This window comes from Mesorhizobium sp. J428 (genome assembly GCF_024699925.1).
Lineage (GTDB): Bacteria > Pseudomonadota > Alphaproteobacteria > Rhizobiales > Rhizobiaceae > Mesorhizobium_A.
Genome location: NZ_JAJOMX010000005.1, coordinates 33,273 through 52,868, shown reverse-complemented (window position 1 = coordinate 52,868; position 19,596 = coordinate 33,273). Strand labels below are relative to the sequence as shown.

Here is a 19,596-nt window from a genome sequence, read left to right as displayed (position 1 = left end):
TTGATGGCGGCAGAGAGGGTGATCGGCGGCCTAAAGACATGAGGATTCACAAATGAACAAGAGAAACGTCTTCGCTCTCCTCGTGGCCGCGGCAGCGGTTGCGGGCTTTGCGCTTTGGAACCGAGCCGGACCGGAAGACGAAGCCAAAAGAGGAGTATCGGGCCAGGGGCCGGCATACTCGGTTGTCGTGCCTTCGTCATTGTCCGACACCGCAAAGATGGGAGAACGAGGTTTCAACGTCGTCTGTGCAGCGTGCCACGGCAAGAACGCGGCCGGAACCGATGCCGGCCCGCCGCTCATCCATCGGATATACGAGCCTTCTCACCACGGAGACTACGCCTTTGAAATGGCCGTCGCCAACGGCGTGCGCGCGCATCACTGGAAATTCGGAAACATGCCTGCTCAGCCGGGTCTGACGAGGGCCGACGTCGCTACGATCGTGGCCTATGTGCGCGAGCTTCAGCGGGCGAACGGAATTCGATAGCCCTTGAAGGGACAGACCTTCTGCTGAGACCTCGTACAGGGCGCTCACGGTGGGCGGAGCGATGGCTAACACGATGCGGCTTGACAGAGGTTTTGAGTTGCAGCATTGCGCAGGTGCAATGGTCAGGTGACCATTGCCGATCACAGGAAAGAATTATGGACCCTGACAGTCGATCTCGACCTTCGATGTCACCAGCCGTGCCGCGCTTCTAGCTGAAGGGCTCCGCGGCTGGGCTTAAGCCTTGCCGAAAGGAGCTCCGTTATGCTGCGCATTTTCACGGGCCGGAATGGCCATCTGGCGCTTGCCGAAAACTTTCATGAGATCGAAGCCACTGGTCCTATCTGGCTCGATCTACTTAACCCCGACGCTGACGAGGTGAAGCTGGTCGAAGCGCATCTTGGAATTGACATCCCAACGCGCGACGAAATGGCGGAGATTGAACCCTCAGCCCGCCTTTACGATGAAGACGATGCCGAATTTATGACGATGACGGCAGTTGCCAACATCGACAGCGACGATCCGGTCAAGGCTCCGGTTACCTTCATCGTCAAAGGGCCAACGTTGGTTACGGTCCGCCATGCCGACCCTTCGCCGTTTCGCACATATCCGCTGAAGTTCCAGCGAGTAGGTGTCGCCCCCGCTATGTCAGGCGAATCGGTGATGCTGGGCCTCATTGAACTGCTTATCGACCGGGCGGCAGACACGCTCGAACGAATCGGCGACGAGGCCGATGCGATCTCACGCGAGGTTTTCCGCAATAGATCGACGAGCGCATCCAAAAAGACGCGCGATCTTCAGTCGCTGATTGAACAGATCGGTCGTAAGGGCGACTTGTTGACGAAAGTCCGGGAGAGCCTGGTCAGCACAGCGCGGCTGGTCGCTTACCATAGCGCCCGCAGACCCGCCCGCTCGGCAAAGGACAGCCAACAACGCATCGAACTCATCCAGCGTGATGCAACCTCACTGGGGGAGCATTCAATTTTTCTCTCCGGAAAAGTCAACTTTTTGCTCGATGCAACGCTTGGATTGATTAATCTGGAGCAGAACCAGATCATCAAGATATTCTCCGTTGCCGCCGTCGCACTCCTGCCGCCAACGCTGGTCGCCTCAATCTATGGCATGAACTTCGATTTCATGCCTGAATTGCATTGGACCTTCGGCTATCCTTGGGCACTTGGCCTGATGGTGCTCTCGGCAGTGTTTCCCTATCTTTATTTCAAAAGACGCGGTTGGCTATAGGTGCATAGCGTGAATTAGGCCGGTCGCGTCTTTGCTAGAAAACAGGTTTTCGCGCTCCACCTATCGCACTTTGACGATGCAACGGCTCATTCCGTAGTGCCCGACGGCGTCAATATTGGGTTCTTGTCATGCTCATCTCCGCTGCGCGTGGCTTCGATCGTTGGCCCAGGCCGCTTTTGACGCCGCCGGCGCGACCCTCGTAGGTAAAGCTGACGGGACGACAGCGGTCCGCAGTGCCCGGGGCCGCAAGAACCCCATTGGCTGCGGAGCGTCGGACAAAGTGCTGCACGCGCGCGCCAGCAGCCGGCGCACTTTCATCGTTCGCTATCGCTCTTTCCTTGTGAATCGGCATGCAATTTTGACCCCCTAGGCGGGAGGATCGGCGTCCAATTTTGACCCCCCCCTCGTGAAGTCGATCTGCGACCATCCGTTCGTTTTGGCGAGCGGGTGGAGAGGGGATGAAGACAGTGGACACGATTGCCCGGGTTCGGCGTGCCTTTCATGTGCAGGGGTGGTCGCTCAAGCGGATCTGCCGCGAGCTGCACGTGTCGCGCAACACCGTCCGCAAGATCCTGAGGTCCGACGAGACATCGTTCTCTTATGAGCGGGAGCGACAGCCGAAGCCGAAGATCGGACCGTGGAAAGACCAGCTCGACGGGCTCCTGAACGGCAATCTCGGCAAGCCGGCGCGCGAGCAACTGACGCTGATCCGGATCTACGAGGAACTGCGCGCGCTCGGCTATGAGGGCGGCTACGACGCCGTGCGCCGCTACGCCGGGAGCTGGGCGAAGACGAGAGGATCGGCGACGGCCGAGGCCTACGTGCCGCTGCTCTTCGCGCCAGGCGAAGCCTACCAGTTCGACTGGAGCCACGAGATCGTCCTGCTCGCCGGCGTGACGGTGACCGTGAAGGTCGCCCATGTCCGGCTCTGCCACAGCCGCATGATGTTCGTGCGGGCCTATCCGCGCGAGACGCAGGAGATGGTGTTCGACGCCCACGACCGGGCCTTCGCCTTCTTCGGCGGCGCCTGCACGCGCGGCATCTACGACAACATGAAGACGGCGGTGGAGACGGTCTTCGTCGGTAAGGAGCGGCAGCATAACCGTCGCTTCCTGCAGATGTGCAGCCATTATCTGGTCCAGCCGGTTGCCTGCACACCGGCCTCGGGCTGGGAGAAGGGGCAGGTCGAGAACCAGGTCGGGCTGGTGAGGGAGCGCTTCTTCACGCCTCGGCTGCGCTTCAGGAGCTACGAGGAGCTGAACGCCTGGCTGCTCGATAAGTGCGTCGCCTACGCCAAGGCCCACCGCCATGTCGACCAGCCGGAGCGCACCATCTGGGACGTGTTCGAGGAGGAGCGCGGCAAGCTGGTCGAGTATCGCGGCCCTTTCGACGGCTTCCACACGGTTCCCGCCTCTGTCACGAAGACCTGCACCGTGCGCTTCGACAACAACAAGTACTCGGTGCTGTCGACCGCGGTCGGCCGGCCCGTCGAGATCCAGGCCTATGCTGATCGCATCGTCATGCGCCAGGACGGTACGATCGTTGGTGAGCATGCCCGCTCGTTCGGCCGCAACCAGACGGTCTACGATCCATGGCACTACGTCCCGGTGCTGGCGCGCAAGCCCGGCGCGCTGCGCAACGGTGCACCGTTCCAGGGCTGGGAACTGCCGCCGGCGATGGAGCGGGTCAGGCGCAGGCTGAAGGCTGCCGACGACGGCGACCGGCAGATGGTGTCGATCCTGACGGCGGTGCTGTCGGATGGGCTCGCTGCCGTAGAGACCGCCTGCCAGCAGGCGCTTGCCGAGAACGTCTGCTCGTCCGCCGTCATCCTCAACATCCTGGCCCGCCGGCGCGATCCGGCGCCTGCCGTGACCATCCTCACCCCGGATGCGCTTCGCCTGCGACACGAGCCGCAGGCCGACTGCGCCCGCTACGACAGCCTCAGGAGGGCAAGCTGATGGAACGCACCCAGGTTCTGGACCTGATGGGAACGCTGAAGCTCTACGGCATGCGCAGCGCCTACGACGAGATCATGACCACTGCGATCAAGCGCCAGCATGAGCCGCCGAGGGTCGTCGGCGACCTGCTGTCGGCCGAGATCGCCGAGAAGCAGGCGCGCTCCATCAAATGCCCAGCTCACCGTCGCCAAGCTGCCGCTGGCCAAGGACATCGACGACTTCGACTTCCCCGGCACTCCCGTCAACGAGACGCTCGTGCGCGACCTCGCCACCGGCGCCTTCGTCGCCGACCAGCGCAACGCCGTGCTCATCGGTGGCACCGGCACGGGCAAGTCGCATCTGGCCATCGCGATCGCCCGCGCACTCATCCGCAACGGAACTCGTGGCCGCTTCTTCAACGTCGTCGATCTGGTCAACCGGCTGGAGACCGAGCACCGCTCCGGCAAGCAGGGACGCATCGCCGACTACCTCACCCGGCTCGACTTCGTCGTGCTCGACGAGCTCGGCTACCTCCCCTTCGCCCAGGCCGGCGGCCAGCTCCTATTCCACCTGATCAGCCGGCTCTACGAGCGGACCTCCATCATCGTCACCACCAACCTCGCCTTCGGGGAATGGCCGGCCGTCTTCGGCGACGCCAAGATGACCACCGCTCTGCTCGACCGGCTCACCCATCACTGCGAGATCATCGAGACCGGCAACGAATCCTGGCGCTTCAAGAACCGCACTCAAAGCTAAAGCCGGAAAGTCTCACCGACGCGCCCGACCGGGCTGCGCAACCCAGACCAGCTCCACCCGGTCGGGCGCTCACCGTCGCGCACTACGAGGGGGTCAATATTGGACGCCGATGCGGGGTCATCTTTGCGCGCCGATTGACAGCCAACAATTTTCTCTCCAGGCGGACCTGCAAAAATGAGAACAATGTCGCTCGCGTGGTTCCGCACCTAACGGCGGCTTTTGGCCTCCGTTAGGAACAAAACAGCATAGCGCTAAAAAAAGCCCTTGACCTTCCAGTCGTGGGAAGGTGCAAACGTGCATGCATTACCGATTAGACGGAGTTGCATCATGAACATTTCCCCACCCTCCGCCGTTGGCGGGACCATTCGCCAGTTCTCCATCGAGGGCATGACCTGCGCGTCCTGCGTCGGCCGGGTGGAACGCGCCATCGCCAAACTGCCTGTGGTGTCCAAGGCATCCGTCAATCTCGCAACCGAGCGCGCGGAAGTTACCTTCGCAGGAGCGCCGGATGTCGGCGCGGTCGTGAATGCGATCGCAGGGGCCGGCTATGCCGTGCCGGAGGATACTGTCGAACTCTCCGTCGACGGGATGACGTGCGCGTCCTGCGTCGGCCGCATCGAGAAGGCGCTGGGGGCCGTGCCGGGAGTCACCGATGCTTCGGTCAACCTTGCCACCGAACACGCCTCTGTACGTTATCTGCGCGGCGTCGTCGATACTGGCGACCTGGTCGCCGCTGTTCGCGCCGCCGGCTACGAAGCGCGCGCCGCTTCGGCCGAGACCGGGAATCAGGAGCAGGAAGCCCGCGCAGCCGAGATGACGCGGCTGCAGCGCAGCCTCGCTCTGTCGGCCGCGCTCACGCTGCCGATCGTCGTGCTGGAAATGGGCGCGCATTTGGTGCCGGCCATCCATGATTTCGTCATGAACAATATTGGGATGCGGCAGAGCTGGTACGTCCAATTCGCTCTGGCTTCCCTGGTGCTGTTCGGGCCGGGCCTTCGTTTCTACCGAAAAGGCGTTCCGGCGCTCATTCGCTTCGCGCCCGACATGAACTCGCTGGTCGCACTCGGCACGATCGCTGCCTGGGGCTATTCGGTGGTGGCGACATTTGCGCCGCAAACGCTGCCGGCCGGCACCGCCAATGTCTACTACGAGGCGGCGGCCGTAATCGTGACGCTGATCCTGCTCGGCCGCTATCTGGAGGTAAGGGCCAAGGGGCGCACCAGCGAAGCCATCAAGCGGCTGGTCGGGCTCGCGCCCAAGACCGCCCGGATCGTGCGCGCCGGCCAGAGTCTCGAGCTCGCGATCGAGGAAGTCCGGGTTGGTGACATCGTGCTGGTCCGGCCGGGCGAGAAGGTGCCGGTTGACGGCGAAGTCGTCGACGGCTCGTCCTTCGTCGATGAATCCATGATCACCGGCGAGCCCGTGCCCGTCTCGAAGGGCGAGGGAGCACAGGTTGTCGGCGCCACCATCAACAAGACCGGCAGCTTCTCCTATCGCGCGACGAAGGTCGGGGCTGACACCGTGCTGGCGCAGATCATCCGCATGGTGGAGCAGGCCCAAGGCGCAAAGCTGCCGATCCAGGCGCTGGTCGACAAGGTGACTATGTGGTTCGTGCCAGCCGTCATCGCGGCGGCCGCGCTCACCTTCCTCGTCTGGCTCGTGTTCGGGCCCGAGCCGGCGCTGACCTTCGCGCTGGTCAACGCTGTGGCGGTGCTGATCATCGCCTGCCCGTGCGCCATGGGTCTCGCCACACCGACCTCGATCATGGTCGGCACCGGGCGCGCCGCCGAGATGGGGGTGCTGTTCCGCAAGGGCGACGCACTCCAGACGCTCCGGGACGCCGAGGTGATCGCTGTCGACAAGACCGGCACGCTGACCCGCGGTCGGCCTGAACTGACCGATCTCGTCACGGTCGAAGGTCTGGACCGCAACGAGGTCCTAACGCTGGTCGCCTCGGTGGAGACGCGTTCCGAGCACCCCATCGCGGAAGCGATCGTCGAGGCGGCCGGACGCCGGGGACTGACCCTGCAAGGTGTGAGTGGCTTTGAGGCTACGCCGGGCTATGGCGTGCAGGCGTCGGTCGGCAGCCGCAAGGTCGAAGTCGGCGCGGATCGCCTGATGGTGCGCCTCGGCCTAGATTTAACGGCGTTCGCCGAGACCGCGCGCCGGCTCGGCGAAGAAGGCAAGTCGCCGCTTTATGCTGCGATCGACGGCAAGCTTGCGGCGATCATCGCTGTCTCCGATCCGGTTCGGGAAACCACGCCGGAAGCGGTCGCGGCGCTGCACGCGATGGGACTGACGGTCGCGATGATCACCGGCGACAACCGTCGCACAGCGGAAGCGATCGCGCGCCGGCTCGGAATCGACGAGGTGGTCGCCGAGGTGTTGCCGGACGGCAAGGTCGACGCCGTGAAGCGGCTCGCCGCCAACGGGCGAAAGATCGCCTTTGTCGGCGACGGCATCAACGATGCGCCCGCGCTCGCCCAGGCCGACGTCGGCATCGCCATCGGCACCGGCACAGACGTTGCGATCGAATCAGCCGATGTGGTGCTGATGTCGGGAGACCTGCGCGGCGTGGCGAACGCCATCGCGCTGTCCAAGGCGACGATCCGCAACATCAAGCAGAATCTGTTCTGGGCCTTTGCCTACAACGTGGTGCTGATCCCCGTCGCCGCCGGTCTGCTATACCCGACCTATGGCTTGTTGCTGTCGCCGATGCTCGCCGCTGGCGCGATGGCGTTCTCCAGCATCTTTGTCCTGTCGAACGCCCTGCGCCTCAAGGCTTTCCGCCAGCCGCTCGGGCGCGGCGAAAGCGTCGCCGTGGCCGGCCAGGCGCGGCTCGCCCCCGCCGAGTGATCCTGGAGCCGCCTCGAGGCGGTTCCCTCATCCCAACGCCCAACTTCGAGGCAAAGCTATGTCCAGCCATCATCATCCCTGGATCGAGATTTTCTCGACTCCCACCTGCCCCGATTGCCGCGCGCTGAAGGCGTGGCTCGAAAACCAGGGCATTCCCTTCGTCGAGCGCGACCTACTCGACCCGGCGATCGCCGAGGAGGCGAAAGCGCCGCACCGGCGTCCGCGTGGCGCCGATCACAATCGTCGGCGGAGAGGTGTTTTACGGAACCTTCCCGCAACAGAAGCCCCTGATCGCGGCCGCCCTCGGCCTCGTCCAGGCGGCCTGAGAGGAGATGCTTCCATGCCGAAAGTGTTCATTCCGCAGGCCGGCCGCAGCCTCGAAGTCAATGACGGCCAGACCATCCTCCTCGCCGCGCTCGCAGCCGGCATTGCGTATCCGCATGGCTGCAAATCGGGGCGCTGCGGCTCCTGCAAATCGCGCCTGGTCAGCGGCGAGGTCGACCTGCTTCCGCATACGCCCTTCGCGCTCTCCCCGGAGGAACGTGCTCACGGGCCGATCCTTGCCTGCCGGGCGCAGCCGCTCTCTAACGCCACCGTCGCATGGCTCGGCGGCGCGGACGAGATCGCCGACATACCTGTTGGCCGGTTCGAAGGGGCCATCGCGACTGTGGAGGATGCAACGCATGACATCAAGCTGATCCGGGTCAGGCTCGACCATCGCGGAGGCTTCACCTTCAAGGCCGGGCAATATGCCCGCTTGTTTTATCCGGGCGCGCCGACCCGCGACTATTCCGTCGCCAGCCGCCCGGACGAGGAGCTTGTCGAATTCCATGTCCGGCGCGTTCCCGAAGGCACGACGAGCCAGCTGATCTGGGCGCGCGCCTCAACTCGCGACCGCGTCGCCATCGAAGGTCCGCTCGGCTCGGCTCTCCTGCGCGAAAAACATTCCGGCCCGATCCTCGGCGTCGCCGGCGGGTCGGGACTTGCGCCGGTCAAGGCGGTGACCGAGACCGCGCTCGCCAAGGGCATGGGGCCGGCCGATTCGCATTTATTTCGGCGCGCGTTCGGAACGCGACCCTCTATCTGCTGGACCGCTTCGCCGCGCTAACGGGGAGGCACGCCAATCTCAGCTTTGTGACGGTCATGTCGGAGGAAACCGGCCCGGACTTCGGGCCGGGCTACGTCTCCGGCGCGGTCGCCGCTGACTCGGCGCCCTCGATGGCTGGAAAGCCTATCTTGCATGGCCCGCCAGCAATGGTGGACGCCGCCGGACCGATGCTGATCAAACGCGGCCTTTGCGCCACCGACGTCCATGTGCACGTCTTCTACACCCCGGACCAAGGCGAGAGACCCACGGTAACGCATCCGTGATCGCGATGGGGGTTGACCTTCCAGCGACTGGAAACCCCATGTTCAAGTCCTGGCGACATGCCAAACCATATGAAGGAGACCGAAATGCTGAAATTGAACGTGCCTGACATGACCTGTGGGCACTGCGTCGGAACCGTGACGAAGGCGGTGAAGAGTGTCGATAGCAATGCGGCTGTGACCGTGGATCTCCAGTCGAAAATCGTGACGATCGAAACGACCGCCGATGCTTCAAGAATTTCGAAGGCGGTAGAGACCGCCGGATATGCAAACGAGGCTGCCTGAATCATCTAGTGCTCCACAGGCTGAAATACTGGGCGCGCACGATCAAGCGTGACGTGCATGCCGTCTACCTTGCCGCCGACGACCCTCGCACACCCTGGTATGCGAGGGCGTTGGCGCTTTGCGTTGCCGGATATGCCTTGTCGCCGATAGACCTGATCCCGGATTTCATCCCCGTCCTGGGGTATCTCGACGACGCGATAATCGTGCCGCTCGGCATTCTGGCCGTGGTGAAGATGATCCCGCCGGAGGTCATGGCCGAGCACCGAGCGGCCGCGGCTCTCGCTGGACGGCGTCCAGCGAGCCGAACCGCCGCAGTGGTGATCGCGTGCATATGGGCAGCGTCCATCGCGCTGTCGGCATGGCTCGGGTATCGCTATCTCCGCAACTAACTTCAATCTCACAAGCGCGGTGCACAAGATGAGAAAATTTATGGGAATGATCGCCGCAAACCTGATCGCAGGCCTTGCGATTGCAGCCGTCGCGTCAGGCTCGGTGGCAGGAGCCGAGGCCCTCTTGGTTTCGCAGCTGAAAGAGCACATGCACGTTCGCGGGCTAGCCGTCGATACCCAAGATCTGAAAAGCTTCTGATCGCAACTCGCCACGGGCTGTTCCGCTCCGGATGGGACGGTAAGGCGGAGCTCATTTCGCCCGTGCAAGACTTCATTGCATTCAGTCCGGATCCATTCGATCCAAAGACGCTTACGCCAGCGGCCGTCCGGTTGGCGGCGGTGTCGCTACACTCATCGCCATCATCCGCGCCGATGGCATTCGGCGGCGACTGGAACGAGTGGGTCTACAAGGGCCTCGCGGTGCTGCTGATCGGCTGCCCGTGCGCGCTCGTCATATCGACGCCTGCGGCATTCGCGGCCAGTCTTTCTGCGGGCGCGCGGCGCGGTATGCTGATTAAGGGCGGAGCGGTACCGGAGCAGCTCGGCGAGATCACCGTCGCGGCGTTTGACAAGGCCTGCACGCTGACGGAAGGCAAGCCGAAGGTCACCGACATCATCGGCGCCGAACGGTGCGAGGCCGATATGCTGAAACTGGCTGCCGACCTGGAAACCGGCTCCTCTCATCCTCTGGCCACGGCCACTTTCGCCGAGGCGATGGCGCGCGGAGTTGCGCTGGCTGCGGGCGCGCTGGCGCTCCCCAGCGTCTTCGTTCTCGGGAATGCGCTGAGACTTACGAGCTTCGCCTTGGTCTAACACATTGAGGCCGCGATGCCTCGGTCGAAATATGTCGCCTTAACAGAAGACCATCGCGATTAGACTGCGATTGTGTTTAGCGCCATTGCAATCAGAACCAGGCCGGCAATGATCTGGATTGAGCGCGTGACCGCGTCGACGGTGCAAGGTCGCGCGGCGAGCAGTCGCAGGAGTTGCTGGCGAAACAGGACGGCCGCCAGCGCGACCGTGCCGAGCACGATTGCGACGCCGATCATCATCACTGCCGCGAAGGCGACGCCAGCCTCAGGCACGCCGCGCGAGATGGCGAAGGTCATGACGAACAGCGTCAGCGGGCACGGGATCAGCCCGGCCGCGATTCCCGCCGCCATCCCCTGGCCGTGCGCATGTCCGGTGCCGCGCCATCCCTGCCAGAGCATCCACAGGCCGATCACGCCGAGCAGACCGCGGCTGATATCCTCCAGCAGCGGCGCGCGGCCGACGCTGCCAAGCGCCACCGATACCAACGGCAGCGACAGGAGCGCAATGAGGACGGACAGACCGACATGGACAAAGGAGAGGACCAGCGACACCGCCAGCCCGCGCGGCACGCTGGCCTTCGAAGCCGTCAGATAGGTGGCCAGCACCGCCTTGCTGTGTCCCGGCGTCAGCGCATGAACCGCGCCGAACAGAATTCCCATCGGTAGATAGGCGGCGAGCAGCGCCCAGTCCCCGGTCTTCGCGAATTCGCCGATGCGGTCGGCGAAGGCCAGGTAGATCTCGCGCTGGATGGCGACGAGATCCTGGAACAGACCCATCATGCGAGGACGCCCAGCGTGGCGACCGTCAGCGCACCGCCGCCGATCGGCACCCAGCAGAGCAGCAGGCTCCAGTGGCCCCACTTTCGGTACCACCCGGTCGCCCGTTCGAACGAAGTTGGACCGATGGGGAACCATTTCCGGTCGCGAAAGTGCTCGACGCCACGCCCGAGCGCCCAGTCGACAAACGCGCCGAGCAAATTGCCGAGGCCGGCGACGGCGACAAGCAGGATGGGCGAATGCGTTCCGGCGACAAGCGGCCCAACGAGAGCCGCTCCCAACTGGGCCGGAAGGATCGTTGCCGCGACGAAGGCGGTGGCGAACAGGCCGCCCAGAATGGTAAGGTCATCCACTGCGGCGGCGCCCATGCGTCCGGCTGGACTCACCGCGCATGCGGCCAGACGGCGTGCAGGTCGTCGATGACGTAGGCATGGGCATGCCTGTTGCGACCGTCGACAACTCCCTCGTTCCAGTGGGGATGACTGGCGGGCAACCGGTCATGGGAATGCTCGACCACCTCCGGATCGCCAGCAGGCCAGAGCCACGCGGCAGCCGCCACGGCGGTCCCCGCTATCAATGCGAGGATGACAGCAGTCGCGGGAAGTCCGAACACAGTCCCTGCCCAACCCGCAAGCGGATAGGTGACGAGCCAGCAGACGTGCGAGAGCGCGAACTGGGCGGCGAACAGCGCGGGGGCGGTCTTCCGCGTGCGATGATCGACGCAGCAGCCGTCCCGACGGGGTCTGCGCCATCGAGTATCCGGCCCCCATGATGAACCAGAGCGGCAGCAGCCATCCATAGGATGGGATGACCGAACCGACCAACGTCGCGAACGCCAGGGCCGATGCGCCCGCGAGCATCGCCGTCCGGTCGGGGATCGTGTCGAGAAGGCGCGGCAGGACGAGCGCCACGAGAATCGAGCCGCCGCCGAAGGCTGCCAGCGCCAATGCGGTGTCGCTCTGGTCGAGGCCGAAGGCCGCTTGCACGTAGACCACGGTGTTCACGATCACCAGCGCGCCCGCCGCCGCGACCGCCATGTTGATCGCGAGCAGACCCCTCAAGCGCGGCGTCGCGAGATAGATGCGGATGCCGCGCGTCGTCCGGTCGTATATCCCGCGCGGCTGGGCCGGCTTCGGGCTTGGCAGGACGACCGACACCACAAGCGCCGCCGAGACGAGGAAGCCGACGACCGTTCCGGCGAACAGATTGTGGAAGGAGATGACGGTCAGGAGCGCCGCCGCCAGCATCGGGCTGACGAGGCTCTCGAGATCGTAGGCCAGGCGGGAGAGCGACAGGGCGCGAGTATATTGCTTCTCGTCCGGCAGCACGTCCGGAATGGTCGCCTGGAACGTCGGCGTGAAGGCGGCTGATGCCGACTGCAGCACGAAGATCAGGACGTAGATCTGCCAAATCTCCGTTACGAACGGCAGGAACAGCGCGATCCCCGCGCGCACGAGATCGAGCGCCACCAGCATGGCCCGGCGCGGCACGCGCTCCGCGAAGGCCGAGGCGATCGGTGCAACGCCGAAATAGGCGATCATCTTGATGGCAAGCGCCGTGCCGAGGACGGCTCCGGCATTCTCGCCCGCGAGGTCGAATGCGAGCAGGCCGAGCGCGACTGTCAACAGCCCGGTGCCGAGCAGGGCTATTACCTGCGCGGCAAACAGATGGCGGTAGGTGCGGTTCTTCAGAGGTGCCAGCATGCGTGTTCGCCTTGTCGATGAGCGGGCTTCACCACACTCGCGCGGACAACCCGGTCCACAAGTGCTGCCAGATCGGCGGGTGGTACCACTGCTGCGACTGCCCGACCGCTGGAATCGTGGGTATGCGGCCGGCGAGCACATCCTCCGCGGCCTTCACGCACGCGGCGCGCGAGGCGGCGGCGAGAGTGTAGGGATAGGTGATGATGCTATCGCCCGGCTCGGGCAGGCACCGCGGCTGTTCGAGGATGGGTCCGGTATCGATCCCTTCGTCAACGATGTGGATGGTGCTGCCGAATTGATCGGTTTCCCCGCTTGCGAGAGCCCAGTATCCACCGTTCATCCCCCGATAGTTGGGTGTTACGCCGGCGTGATAGTTGATCACCGGACAGGGCATTCGACCGAGGGTGTTTTTCGTCATCAAGCGGCAACCCGCGAGAAAGATGAGATCGGGTTGAAAGTTCGAGATGGCGCGGAAGAACTCCTCGGAGTTCACGGATGGGACCTTCACCACCTCCGACGATCGGGGCGGCTCGACGTCAAGCCCCTGCCGCCCAATGTATCGTTGTATCCGCGATCGGAGGGCGAGCTTTCCGATCCGTATCAGTGTCATGGTGCCGAACTGACCCGCGGCGTTGAACCAGCCGAGCTTCCGAGCGCGCCGTGCAAGGATATCCCATTTGCTTTCCGGATCCTCCTTGATCAGCACCAGGGCGTCGCCGAAGCGAGCAGCCAACGCATTCGCAATTATCCAGGGATGATCTCCGCCGGCGGTCACGAAGCATATGGTCGGAGTCATCTTCATGTGGCTGGACAAGCGGTGACCATTCGACATCAGAGGTATTTCGCGATTTCCCTGAACTCGTCGACCGAACCGCGCTTTTCCAGCGACAGGGGTCCGATCGTCTCTTCAAGGCAGTGGTCGAGGTGATCGTGGATCAGCGTCCGCTTGGCCTGCGCGACCGCCTTCTCAACCGCATGAAGCTGCTGGGCGATGTCGAGGCACGGCTTTCCGGCTTCGATCATGGTTATGACGCTGCGCACGTGCCCGTCGACACGCTTGAGACGCTTGATGATGTCGGGATGGGAAGAATGACGATGTTCGGACATTTGGCTTCCTATCCTCCCCCTTAGGATTTTGTCAAACCATGTATCCCGGTTCTGCCTTTACCTTGCCTTAACCAACTGCTTATAGGGCTGGCAATGATGCCGGATCGAATCGCCACCGCAAGGACGCTGCTGATCTGCCTGCTCGCGCTGGCGTTGGTCGGTTTCCGTGCGCCCGTCGGCACGCCTTCCGGTCCTATGCAATTCAGCACGGTCGCGCATGACAATCACGGCCATTCGCATGACGAGGAAGAGCAAGCCTCTGCCCCGGTCGATCACCAACACGACCAATCCCATGGCGGCGACCATAGCCACGACACGCCGGCGGCCGCCGCGTTGACAAGTTTCCGGTTCGCATCTCCAGATTATTCCGGGCCGGGAATGCTGGACGACCGCGTCGTATCGCGGTTCGATCCGCCGGGCGACCGACCTCCCCGGCAGGCGTGACGGACTGACTCCGGCTCCGGCCGTCATCATCCTTCCCGCAATCACGGAAAAATTCCCATGACATCCTATCCGCCTCAGGGCGGACGGTTCGCCGCGCGCGCGCCGTTCGTCCTTCCGGTGGCCATCCTGTCGGTCTTACTGGCCATGCTCCTGTCCACCGGCCTCGCCGCGGCTCACGCCGTCGCCGAGGGGGACAAGGGCTATATCCAGGAGATCACGAGGGTCCACCTCATCCCGTTCATGTATCTGGGGGCCAAGCATATGGTGACCGGATACGACCACCTCCTGTTCCTGCTGGGCGTGGTCTTCTTCCTCTATCGCGCTCAGCACATCGCAATCTATGTCAGCCTGTTCGCGATCGGGCACTCCACGACGATGATCCTCGGCGTGTGGTTCGGGTGGGGCGTCAGCGCCTATCTGATCGACGCGATCATCGGCCTGTCGGTCGTCTACAAGGCGCTCGACAATCTCGGCGCCTTCCAGCGCTGGTTCGGCTATCAGCCGAACACCAAGCTCGCGACGCTCATCTTCGGCTTCTTCCACGGACTCGGCCTCGCGACCAAGATCCTGGAATACGACATCGCGCGGGACGGGCTCTTGCCCAACCTGCTCGCCTTCAATGTCGGCGTCGAAATCGGACAGCTGATCGCGCTCGCCATGATCCTCATCGCGATGGGGTACTGGCGGCGCACGACCAGCTTCTGGAAACACGCCTACACCGCCAACGTCTTCATGATGACCGCCGGGTTCGTGCTGATCGGATATCAGCTCACCGGCTACTTCGTTGCCTGAACAAGGAGAACCACACATGTACAAATTCCGACACCCCCACCCGCGCCGAACTGCCGACCTCGGCGCAGCTCCTCAAGTCCACGATCATCGCGATCGTGGCGGCCGTCGCCATCCTCGTCGCGGTCGTCCTGCCGTCCGAATACGGCATCGACCCAACCGGGGTCGGCGGCGCGCTCGGGCTGGCCGAGATGGGCGAGATCAAGACGCAGCTCGCCGAGGAAGCGGAAGCCGACCGCATGCGTGATGCACCGAGTGCCGTTCCGGCTGCCGCGCCTTCCACCGTTCCCAACACCTCGCAGCAGGGGTCGAGCCTCCTCCACCGCATCATGTCGGAGTTCCTCGTCGGTAGCGCCTATGCTCAGGAGACGCGTTCCGACGAGATGTCGTTGACGCTCGCTCCCGGCGAGGGCGTCGAGGTCAAGCTGGTCATGGGCAAGGGCGCGCAGGCGAACTACGCCTGGACCGCGAATGGCGCCGTGGTGAATTTCGACACCCATGGCGACGGCGGCGGCGAGAACATCTCCTACGAGAAGGGCCGCGGCGTCGCCGAGGACGAGGGTGTGCTGGAAGCTGCCTTCGACGGCAATCATGGCTGGTTTTGGCGCAATCGCACGGACGCGCCCGTCACGGTGACGCTGAAAACCAGCGGCGCGTATTCCGACATCAAGCGGATGATGTAGGCGGCGATGGAAAAAGCCGACCGTCCCGGCGGGTCCGGCCCGCCGGGTGCGTTCATCGTCGTCCCGCCGAACGGAGAGCGGTTCAAGGACCCGGACGTGATCCGGAAGCTCGAATCCTTCGTCCGAAAGCGCCTCCCGATGCACGACATCGAGGTCGCATGGGTCGTGCAGCCCCGCGTCGAGACGTTCACGGTCGCAGCGCGGCATGGCAGTGACGGCGACCAGGCGACGGCTGCGAAGGACGCGATACAGCGGGAGCTTGAGGGATTCGATCCCGACGCACCGGAGCTCAAGCCCGACTAATTTTCGGTCATCACATTGCCGCGGATGGCAGCCTTCCGCGGCAGTTTCCCGTTTACCGGATAATGCGCGCGCCCGACTGCCTCGATTTCTGGCCTGCTCAGACGGGAGCGACGAGGCGTCTATACTCCGCTGGCGTGGGGCCGACCGCGATCTTGAACGCCCGCTGGAAATGCGGCTGGTCGCTATAGCCTGCGAGGAGGCCGACAAGTGCAAGCGGCGTGTCAGTTGACGCGAGCAGGCGTGTCGCGACATGAACGCGGGCGGATGCGACGATATCACCGAGAGTCCAGCCAGACTGAGCCAGCCGCCTCTGGAGCGTTCGTAGACTGAGCCCGGCGGCGCGCGCAGTTCGGGCAGCGTTGCGGCGCGCGCGGGGCCCGCCCAGTTCCTCGGCAAATAGACGCGCCACAAAGGGATCGGATATGGCTCGTCCGCTAAAATCCACGGAAGGAACCGACCCGTCGTCCCATGCCGAAGGAGCGCCTGGCAGAGGATTGAATCCTTTCCAGCAGATCATCCAGCGATGTGTCTGTTCCGCCGATGCGGCAGGATCAGCGGTCGAGATTGCCGAATCGAAACCCAACTCGACACCGTGCGCGCCCCGCCAGCGGAGAATGCCGAGGATTAATCCGGCCACGGCGAGGTTCTCACCGGTTGATATCCGCGATCCGCGCGTATCGAAGTGCTCCATGACGATCCGATCGTCGGTGCGGTCTACGACACGGGTGCGATGCCGTGAATGGAAATAGCGCTCGATCGCGAGCCAACATGTCACCACATCGGTCGGGTTCCGACATCCGGCGAACACGCCTGCCACGGGATGGTCGGCGAACTCCGGCACGATGTCTGCCACGCTCAGGATGGCTGCGGGGCCGTGGGAAACGAGCACGGCTTCAAGCAATGCCTGTTTTTCCTCCAGGCGGACGGTCCGGTTGGCCGTAGAACTTAAAGCGGCAACCTCGATCGATTGCCGCGCAAGCGAACGGCGCACCATCGCCAGAACCAGCGCGCTGGCGAAATCCTCCACGTCAGGCCTGCTTGACTGGGAGCGCGGTGACCGTCCGGCCCGTCATCGCCGCGACAGCGTTGGTGACGGCTGCCGTTCCGCAGACGATAGCGGTCTCTCCGGCGCCCGTGGGCTCGTTGCCGTCCTCGATCAGGCGGATTTCGATGTCCGGCACATCCGACAGCACAGGCAGCGGATAGTCGAAAAAGCTCTCGGGCCGAATACGACCGCCGTCCACAAGCAGTTCCTCCTTCAAGGCCATGCCGATCCCCCACACCAGGTTGCCCTCGACCTGCGCCCGCACCTGATCGGGATTCACGACGAGGCCGCAATCGTGCGCGCACCACAGGCCCGTCACTCTGTATCCGGCCTCCGTCCTTGTCACGCGCGCGACCGCGGTAGCGTAGGACATTTCCTTGTAGATGCCGCAGGCGAGCCCCCAGCCTTCATCGGCCGAATCCTTCGGCCGCGCGGTCCAGCCGGCCATCTCGGCGGCTGCCGAGAGCACCGCACTTAATCGCGCGTGCTGAGGCCCTATCGACCTCAGGCGCATGTCCAGCGGGTCGATGCCCTTCGCCCGCGCCAGCGCATCTACGGCGGTCTCGACCGCCCAGCTGTTGGCCGCCGCACCGAGACCGCGCCACGGACCGGTCTTGACTGGCAGGCGAACGTCCTCGAATTCGACGGCGGTGGCATCCGCCGCATAGGGCGGGACGGAGCCGCGTGCGACACCCGGATCGGCGACGAAGCTGGTCGCAAACTGCAGGCCCGGACCCATCGCCGCAGACGTGAAGATCACGTGCCCGGACCGGAACGCGTGATGCCAGTGGGTGATCCGCCCCTCTGCGTCCGCCGAAAGCCGAATGCGGTGCGACGATGGAGGACGGTGGAAACCTGCTCGGAATTCGTCGCTCCGGCTCCACTGCACCTTCACCGGCCGCCCGCAGAGCCTCGCCAGCCGCGCCGCGTCCATCTCCGCGGCGACGATCGTGCGTGCGCCGAAACCCCCGCCGATGCGCATGCCGTGCACCACCACCCTGTCCGGGCCGAGGCCGAACGTGTCGGCGAGACTGTTGCGGACGAAGAACGGATCCTGGGTCCCTGTCCACACTTCGAGGCCGCCGTTGTCGCCGAACCGGGCAACGGCCGTGCGGGGCTCGATCGAGGCATGTGCCGCAAGAGGAACAGTGAGCGTCAGGTCGACGTCGAACGGCCCGTCACTTTGGTCGCCTGTATCGAAGACACTATGCTCCAGCACGTCGGACGCACTGCGGATGTCGACCATCCCCGAAATGTCGTCTGAATCAACATCCGGGCCTTCCTCCTCTTCGACGACGAGCATGCCCAATGCCTGCGCCAGCGCGCCGCGCCGGGTCGCGACGAGGCCGGCGAAGTCACCATCGCGGTAGAGACCGAGGAATCCTGGAACCGACTGGCATGCCGACGCGTCGATGCCGAGGATTCGTCCTCCAAGCGTCTGCGGACGGACGACCGCCCCAAACACCATCCCGGGCACGCGCACGTCGTCGGCATAGAGAGGGCGGTTGCCGGTGACGATCGCATCGACATCGTGGGTTGGATGGGCGCGACCGACCTCGCGACGACCGTCCGGACCCGCAAGCAGCCTGGGTGTCGCGGTCTCGACATCCTCGGCGGTTACGAGCAGTGACGCGCCCGGGCCCAGTTCTTCGAATGTCAGCATGGTCTTGCCACCGGATACGACACCGTCCGATGCCAGCCGCAGGTCCGCAACCGGACGGCCGAGCCGCTGCGCCGCTTCGCGCAGGATCGCGCTAGCAAGAGCCGCTGCCGCGCGCGCCACCAGGACACCCGTCTCGCGCATCGCGTCCGAGCCGACGGTAGAGCGCGCGACCGGAACGAGGCTCGTATCCGCCTGCGCGAGCCGGACACGAGCCACTTCAACGCCCAGTTCGTCGGCAGCGACCTGGCGGAGACCCATCGATATCCCCTGGCCCATCTCGGCGCGGCTGGAGTAGAGTTCGAAAACCCCATCCGGCCGGAGGCTGAGCCACGCAGTGGCATCTGCATGCGTCGGCGCGTTGCGCGGAGGCAGTGTCGGCATCAGCGCCCATGCCGCCCCACCGGCGACGGCCGTGATCCCGGCCGCGCCCCAGCCGAGCGCCATGAGGAAACGGCGTCGCGACAGGCCCGCCATCACGCGCCTCCCGCCAATACAGATTGCGCCCGCGCCACCGCCTTGCGGATGCGTGCCTGCGTGCCGCAGCGGCAGAGGACCCCGTCCATGACCTCCTCGATCTCTGCCGCCGTGGCATCCGGCCGGGCAGCCAGCAGCGCGAACGCGGTCATGATCTGGCCGTTCTGACAATAGCCGCACTGCGGCACGCTTTCCTCGATCCAGGCTTGCTGGACCGCATGCAGACTGTCGCCTTCTGCGAGTCCTTCCAGCGTCAGCACCTGACGGCCGTCTGCCGCCGCCGTGGCATAGACGCAGGAGCGCTGTGCCTCGCCATCGATGACGACCGTGCAGGCGCCGCACGATCCGACGCCGCAACCGAAGCGTGGGCCATTCAGTCCGAAATGATCCCGAAGCACGAAGAGTAGTGGCTCTTCGGCCAGTTCGCGGGGCAATTCCGCCGTCTGGCGGTTGAGGGTGATGCGCAAGGCGACCTCCAAGGA

The 19,596-nt window shown here is 64.4% G+C and carries 18 protein-coding genes and 5 pseudogenes; 15 read left to right on the top strand and 8 right to left on the bottom strand.

Annotated features, from left to right (window positions below; translation table 11 throughout):
* Nucleotides 1-52 precede the first annotated feature (52 nt).
* The 11 genes and pseudogenes from LRS09_RS29125 to LRS09_RS29075 all read left to right on the top strand — a co-directional run bounded on the left by LRS09_RS29125 (nt 53) and on the right by LRS09_RS29075 (nt 10,127).
* Complete coding sequence (locus tag LRS09_RS29125) at nt 53-484, top strand: cytochrome c (protein WP_257810705.1); 432 nt, start codon at nt 53-55, stop codon at nt 482-484.
* Nucleotides 485-745: 261 nt separating this feature from the next.
* Nucleotides 746-1,723, top strand: a complete 978-nt coding sequence (locus LRS09_RS29120) for a magnesium transporter CorA family protein (protein ID WP_257810704.1) — start codon at nt 746-748, stop codon at nt 1,721-1,723.
* A gap of 458 nt (nt 1,724-2,181) precedes the next feature.
* Nucleotides 2,182-3,784: pseudogene (gene istA / locus LRS09_RS29115) on the top strand (IS21 family transposase).
* Nucleotides 3,681-4,416: pseudogene (gene istB, locus LRS09_RS29110) on the top strand (IS21-like element helper ATPase IstB). Before istA ends, istB begins: the two co-directional pseudogenes overlap by 104 nt.
* A 327-nt stretch (nt 4,417-4,743) precedes the next feature.
* Nucleotides 4,744-7,272 (top strand): heavy metal translocating P-type ATPase, encoded by a 2,529-nt coding sequence (locus LRS09_RS29105; protein ID WP_257810703.1) that lies wholly within the window; start codon nt 4,744-4,746, stop codon nt 7,270-7,272.
* 58 nt (nt 7,273-7,330) lie between these two features.
* Nucleotides 7,331-7,598 (top strand): annotated as a pseudogene (locus LRS09_RS29100) (glutaredoxin family protein).
* 14 nt (nt 7,599-7,612) lie between these two features.
* Nucleotides 7,613-8,643 (top strand): annotated as a pseudogene (locus LRS09_RS29095) (2Fe-2S iron-sulfur cluster-binding protein).
* 84 nt (nt 8,644-8,727) lie between these two features.
* Nucleotides 8,728-8,925, top strand: a complete 198-nt coding sequence (locus tag LRS09_RS29090) for a heavy-metal-associated domain-containing protein (RefSeq protein ID WP_257810702.1) — start codon at nt 8,728-8,730, stop codon at nt 8,923-8,925.
* 8 nt (nt 8,926-8,933) lie between these two features.
* Entirely contained in the window at nt 8,934-9,314 is a 381-nt protein-coding gene (locus LRS09_RS29085; RefSeq protein WP_257810701.1) for a YkvA family protein, read from the top strand.
* 40 nt (nt 9,315-9,354) lie between these two features.
* The gene (locus LRS09_RS29080; protein WP_257810700.1) at nt 9,355-9,513 is read left to right on the top strand and encodes a hypothetical protein; all 159 of its coding nucleotides are present in this window, start codon (nt 9,355-9,357) and stop codon (nt 9,511-9,513) included.
* Nucleotides 9,514-9,686: 173 nt separating this feature from the next.
* Entirely contained in the window at nt 9,687-10,127 is a 441-nt protein-coding gene (locus LRS09_RS29075) for a hypothetical protein (protein ID WP_374684957.1), read from the top strand.
* A 59-nt stretch (nt 10,128-10,186) separates the two neighbouring features.
* Here LRS09_RS29075 and LRS09_RS29070 read toward each other — a convergent pair whose 3' ends face one another.
* From LRS09_RS29070 to LRS09_RS29050, 5 genes and pseudogenes are all read right to left on the bottom strand, one after another.
* Nucleotides 10,187-10,903: an ABC transporter permease gene (locus LRS09_RS29070; protein ID WP_257810825.1), complete on the bottom strand. Its 717-nt coding sequence runs from the start codon at nt 10,901-10,903 to the stop codon at nt 10,187-10,189.
* Nucleotides 10,903-11,256: a YqaA family protein gene (locus LRS09_RS29065; RefSeq protein ID WP_257810699.1), complete on the bottom strand. Its 354-nt coding sequence runs from the start codon at nt 11,254-11,256 to the stop codon at nt 10,903-10,905. Before LRS09_RS29065 ends, LRS09_RS29070 begins: the two co-directional genes overlap by 1 nt.
* Nucleotides 11,257-11,285: 29 nt before the next feature.
* Nucleotides 11,286-12,606: pseudogene (locus LRS09_RS29060) on the bottom strand (MFS transporter).
* 28 nt (nt 12,607-12,634) lie between these two features.
* On the bottom strand, nt 12,635-13,438 hold the full coding sequence (locus LRS09_RS29055; RefSeq protein WP_257810698.1) for a formyl transferase: 804 nt from the start codon (nt 13,436-13,438) through the stop codon (nt 12,635-12,637).
* On the bottom strand, nt 13,438-13,713 hold the full coding sequence (locus LRS09_RS29050) for a metal-sensing transcriptional repressor (RefSeq protein WP_257810697.1): 276 nt from the start codon (nt 13,711-13,713) through the stop codon (nt 13,438-13,440). The genes LRS09_RS29055 and LRS09_RS29050 overlap by 1 nt, the downstream gene beginning before the upstream one ends.
* A gap of 96 nt (nt 13,714-13,809) precedes the next feature.
* On the opposite strand from LRS09_RS29050, the gene LRS09_RS29045 reads away from it, so the two are divergent.
* The 4 genes from LRS09_RS29045 (at nt 13,810) to LRS09_RS29030 (ending at nt 15,932) form a co-directional block, all read left to right on the top strand.
* Nucleotides 13,810-14,157, top strand: coding sequence for a hypothetical protein (locus LRS09_RS29045; RefSeq protein ID WP_257810696.1), 348 nt, complete (start codon nt 13,810-13,812; stop codon nt 14,155-14,157).
* Nucleotides 14,158-14,301: 144 nt separating this feature from the next.
* Nucleotides 14,302-14,949: a HupE/UreJ family protein gene (locus LRS09_RS29040; protein WP_257810824.1), complete on the top strand. Its 648-nt coding sequence runs from the start codon at nt 14,302-14,304 to the stop codon at nt 14,947-14,949.
* Nucleotides 14,946-15,629, top strand: a complete 684-nt coding sequence (locus tag LRS09_RS29035) for a transmembrane anchor protein (protein WP_374684962.1) — start codon at nt 14,946-14,948, stop codon at nt 15,627-15,629. Before LRS09_RS29040 ends, LRS09_RS29035 begins: the two co-directional genes overlap by 4 nt.
* Before the next feature lie 6 nt (nt 15,630-15,635).
* Complete coding sequence (locus LRS09_RS29030; protein WP_257810693.1) at nt 15,636-15,932, top strand: hypothetical protein; 297 nt, start codon at nt 15,636-15,638, stop codon at nt 15,930-15,932.
* 97 nt (nt 15,933-16,029) lie between these two features.
* On the opposite strand, the gene LRS09_RS29025 is transcribed toward LRS09_RS29030, so the two are convergent.
* From LRS09_RS29025 to LRS09_RS29015, 3 genes are read right to left on the bottom strand one after another with little or no spacing between them, the layout of a single operon-like run.
* On the bottom strand, nt 16,030-16,959 hold the full coding sequence (locus LRS09_RS29025; RefSeq protein WP_257810691.1) for a helix-turn-helix domain-containing protein: 930 nt from the start codon (nt 16,957-16,959) through the stop codon (nt 16,030-16,032).
* A 1-nt stretch (nt 16,960) separates the two neighbouring features.
* Nucleotides 16,961-19,114 carry a xanthine dehydrogenase family protein molybdopterin-binding subunit gene (locus LRS09_RS29020; RefSeq protein WP_257810690.1) on the bottom strand — a complete coding sequence of 718 codons (2,154 nt, stop codon included), beginning with the start codon at nt 19,112-19,114 and terminating at the stop codon, nt 16,961-16,963.
* On the bottom strand, nt 19,114-19,581 hold the full coding sequence (locus LRS09_RS29015; RefSeq protein WP_257810686.1) for a (2Fe-2S)-binding protein: 468 nt from the start codon (nt 19,579-19,581) through the stop codon (nt 19,114-19,116). Before LRS09_RS29015 ends, LRS09_RS29020 begins: the two co-directional genes overlap by 1 nt.
* Between the last annotated feature and the right edge of the window lie 15 nt (nt 19,582-19,596).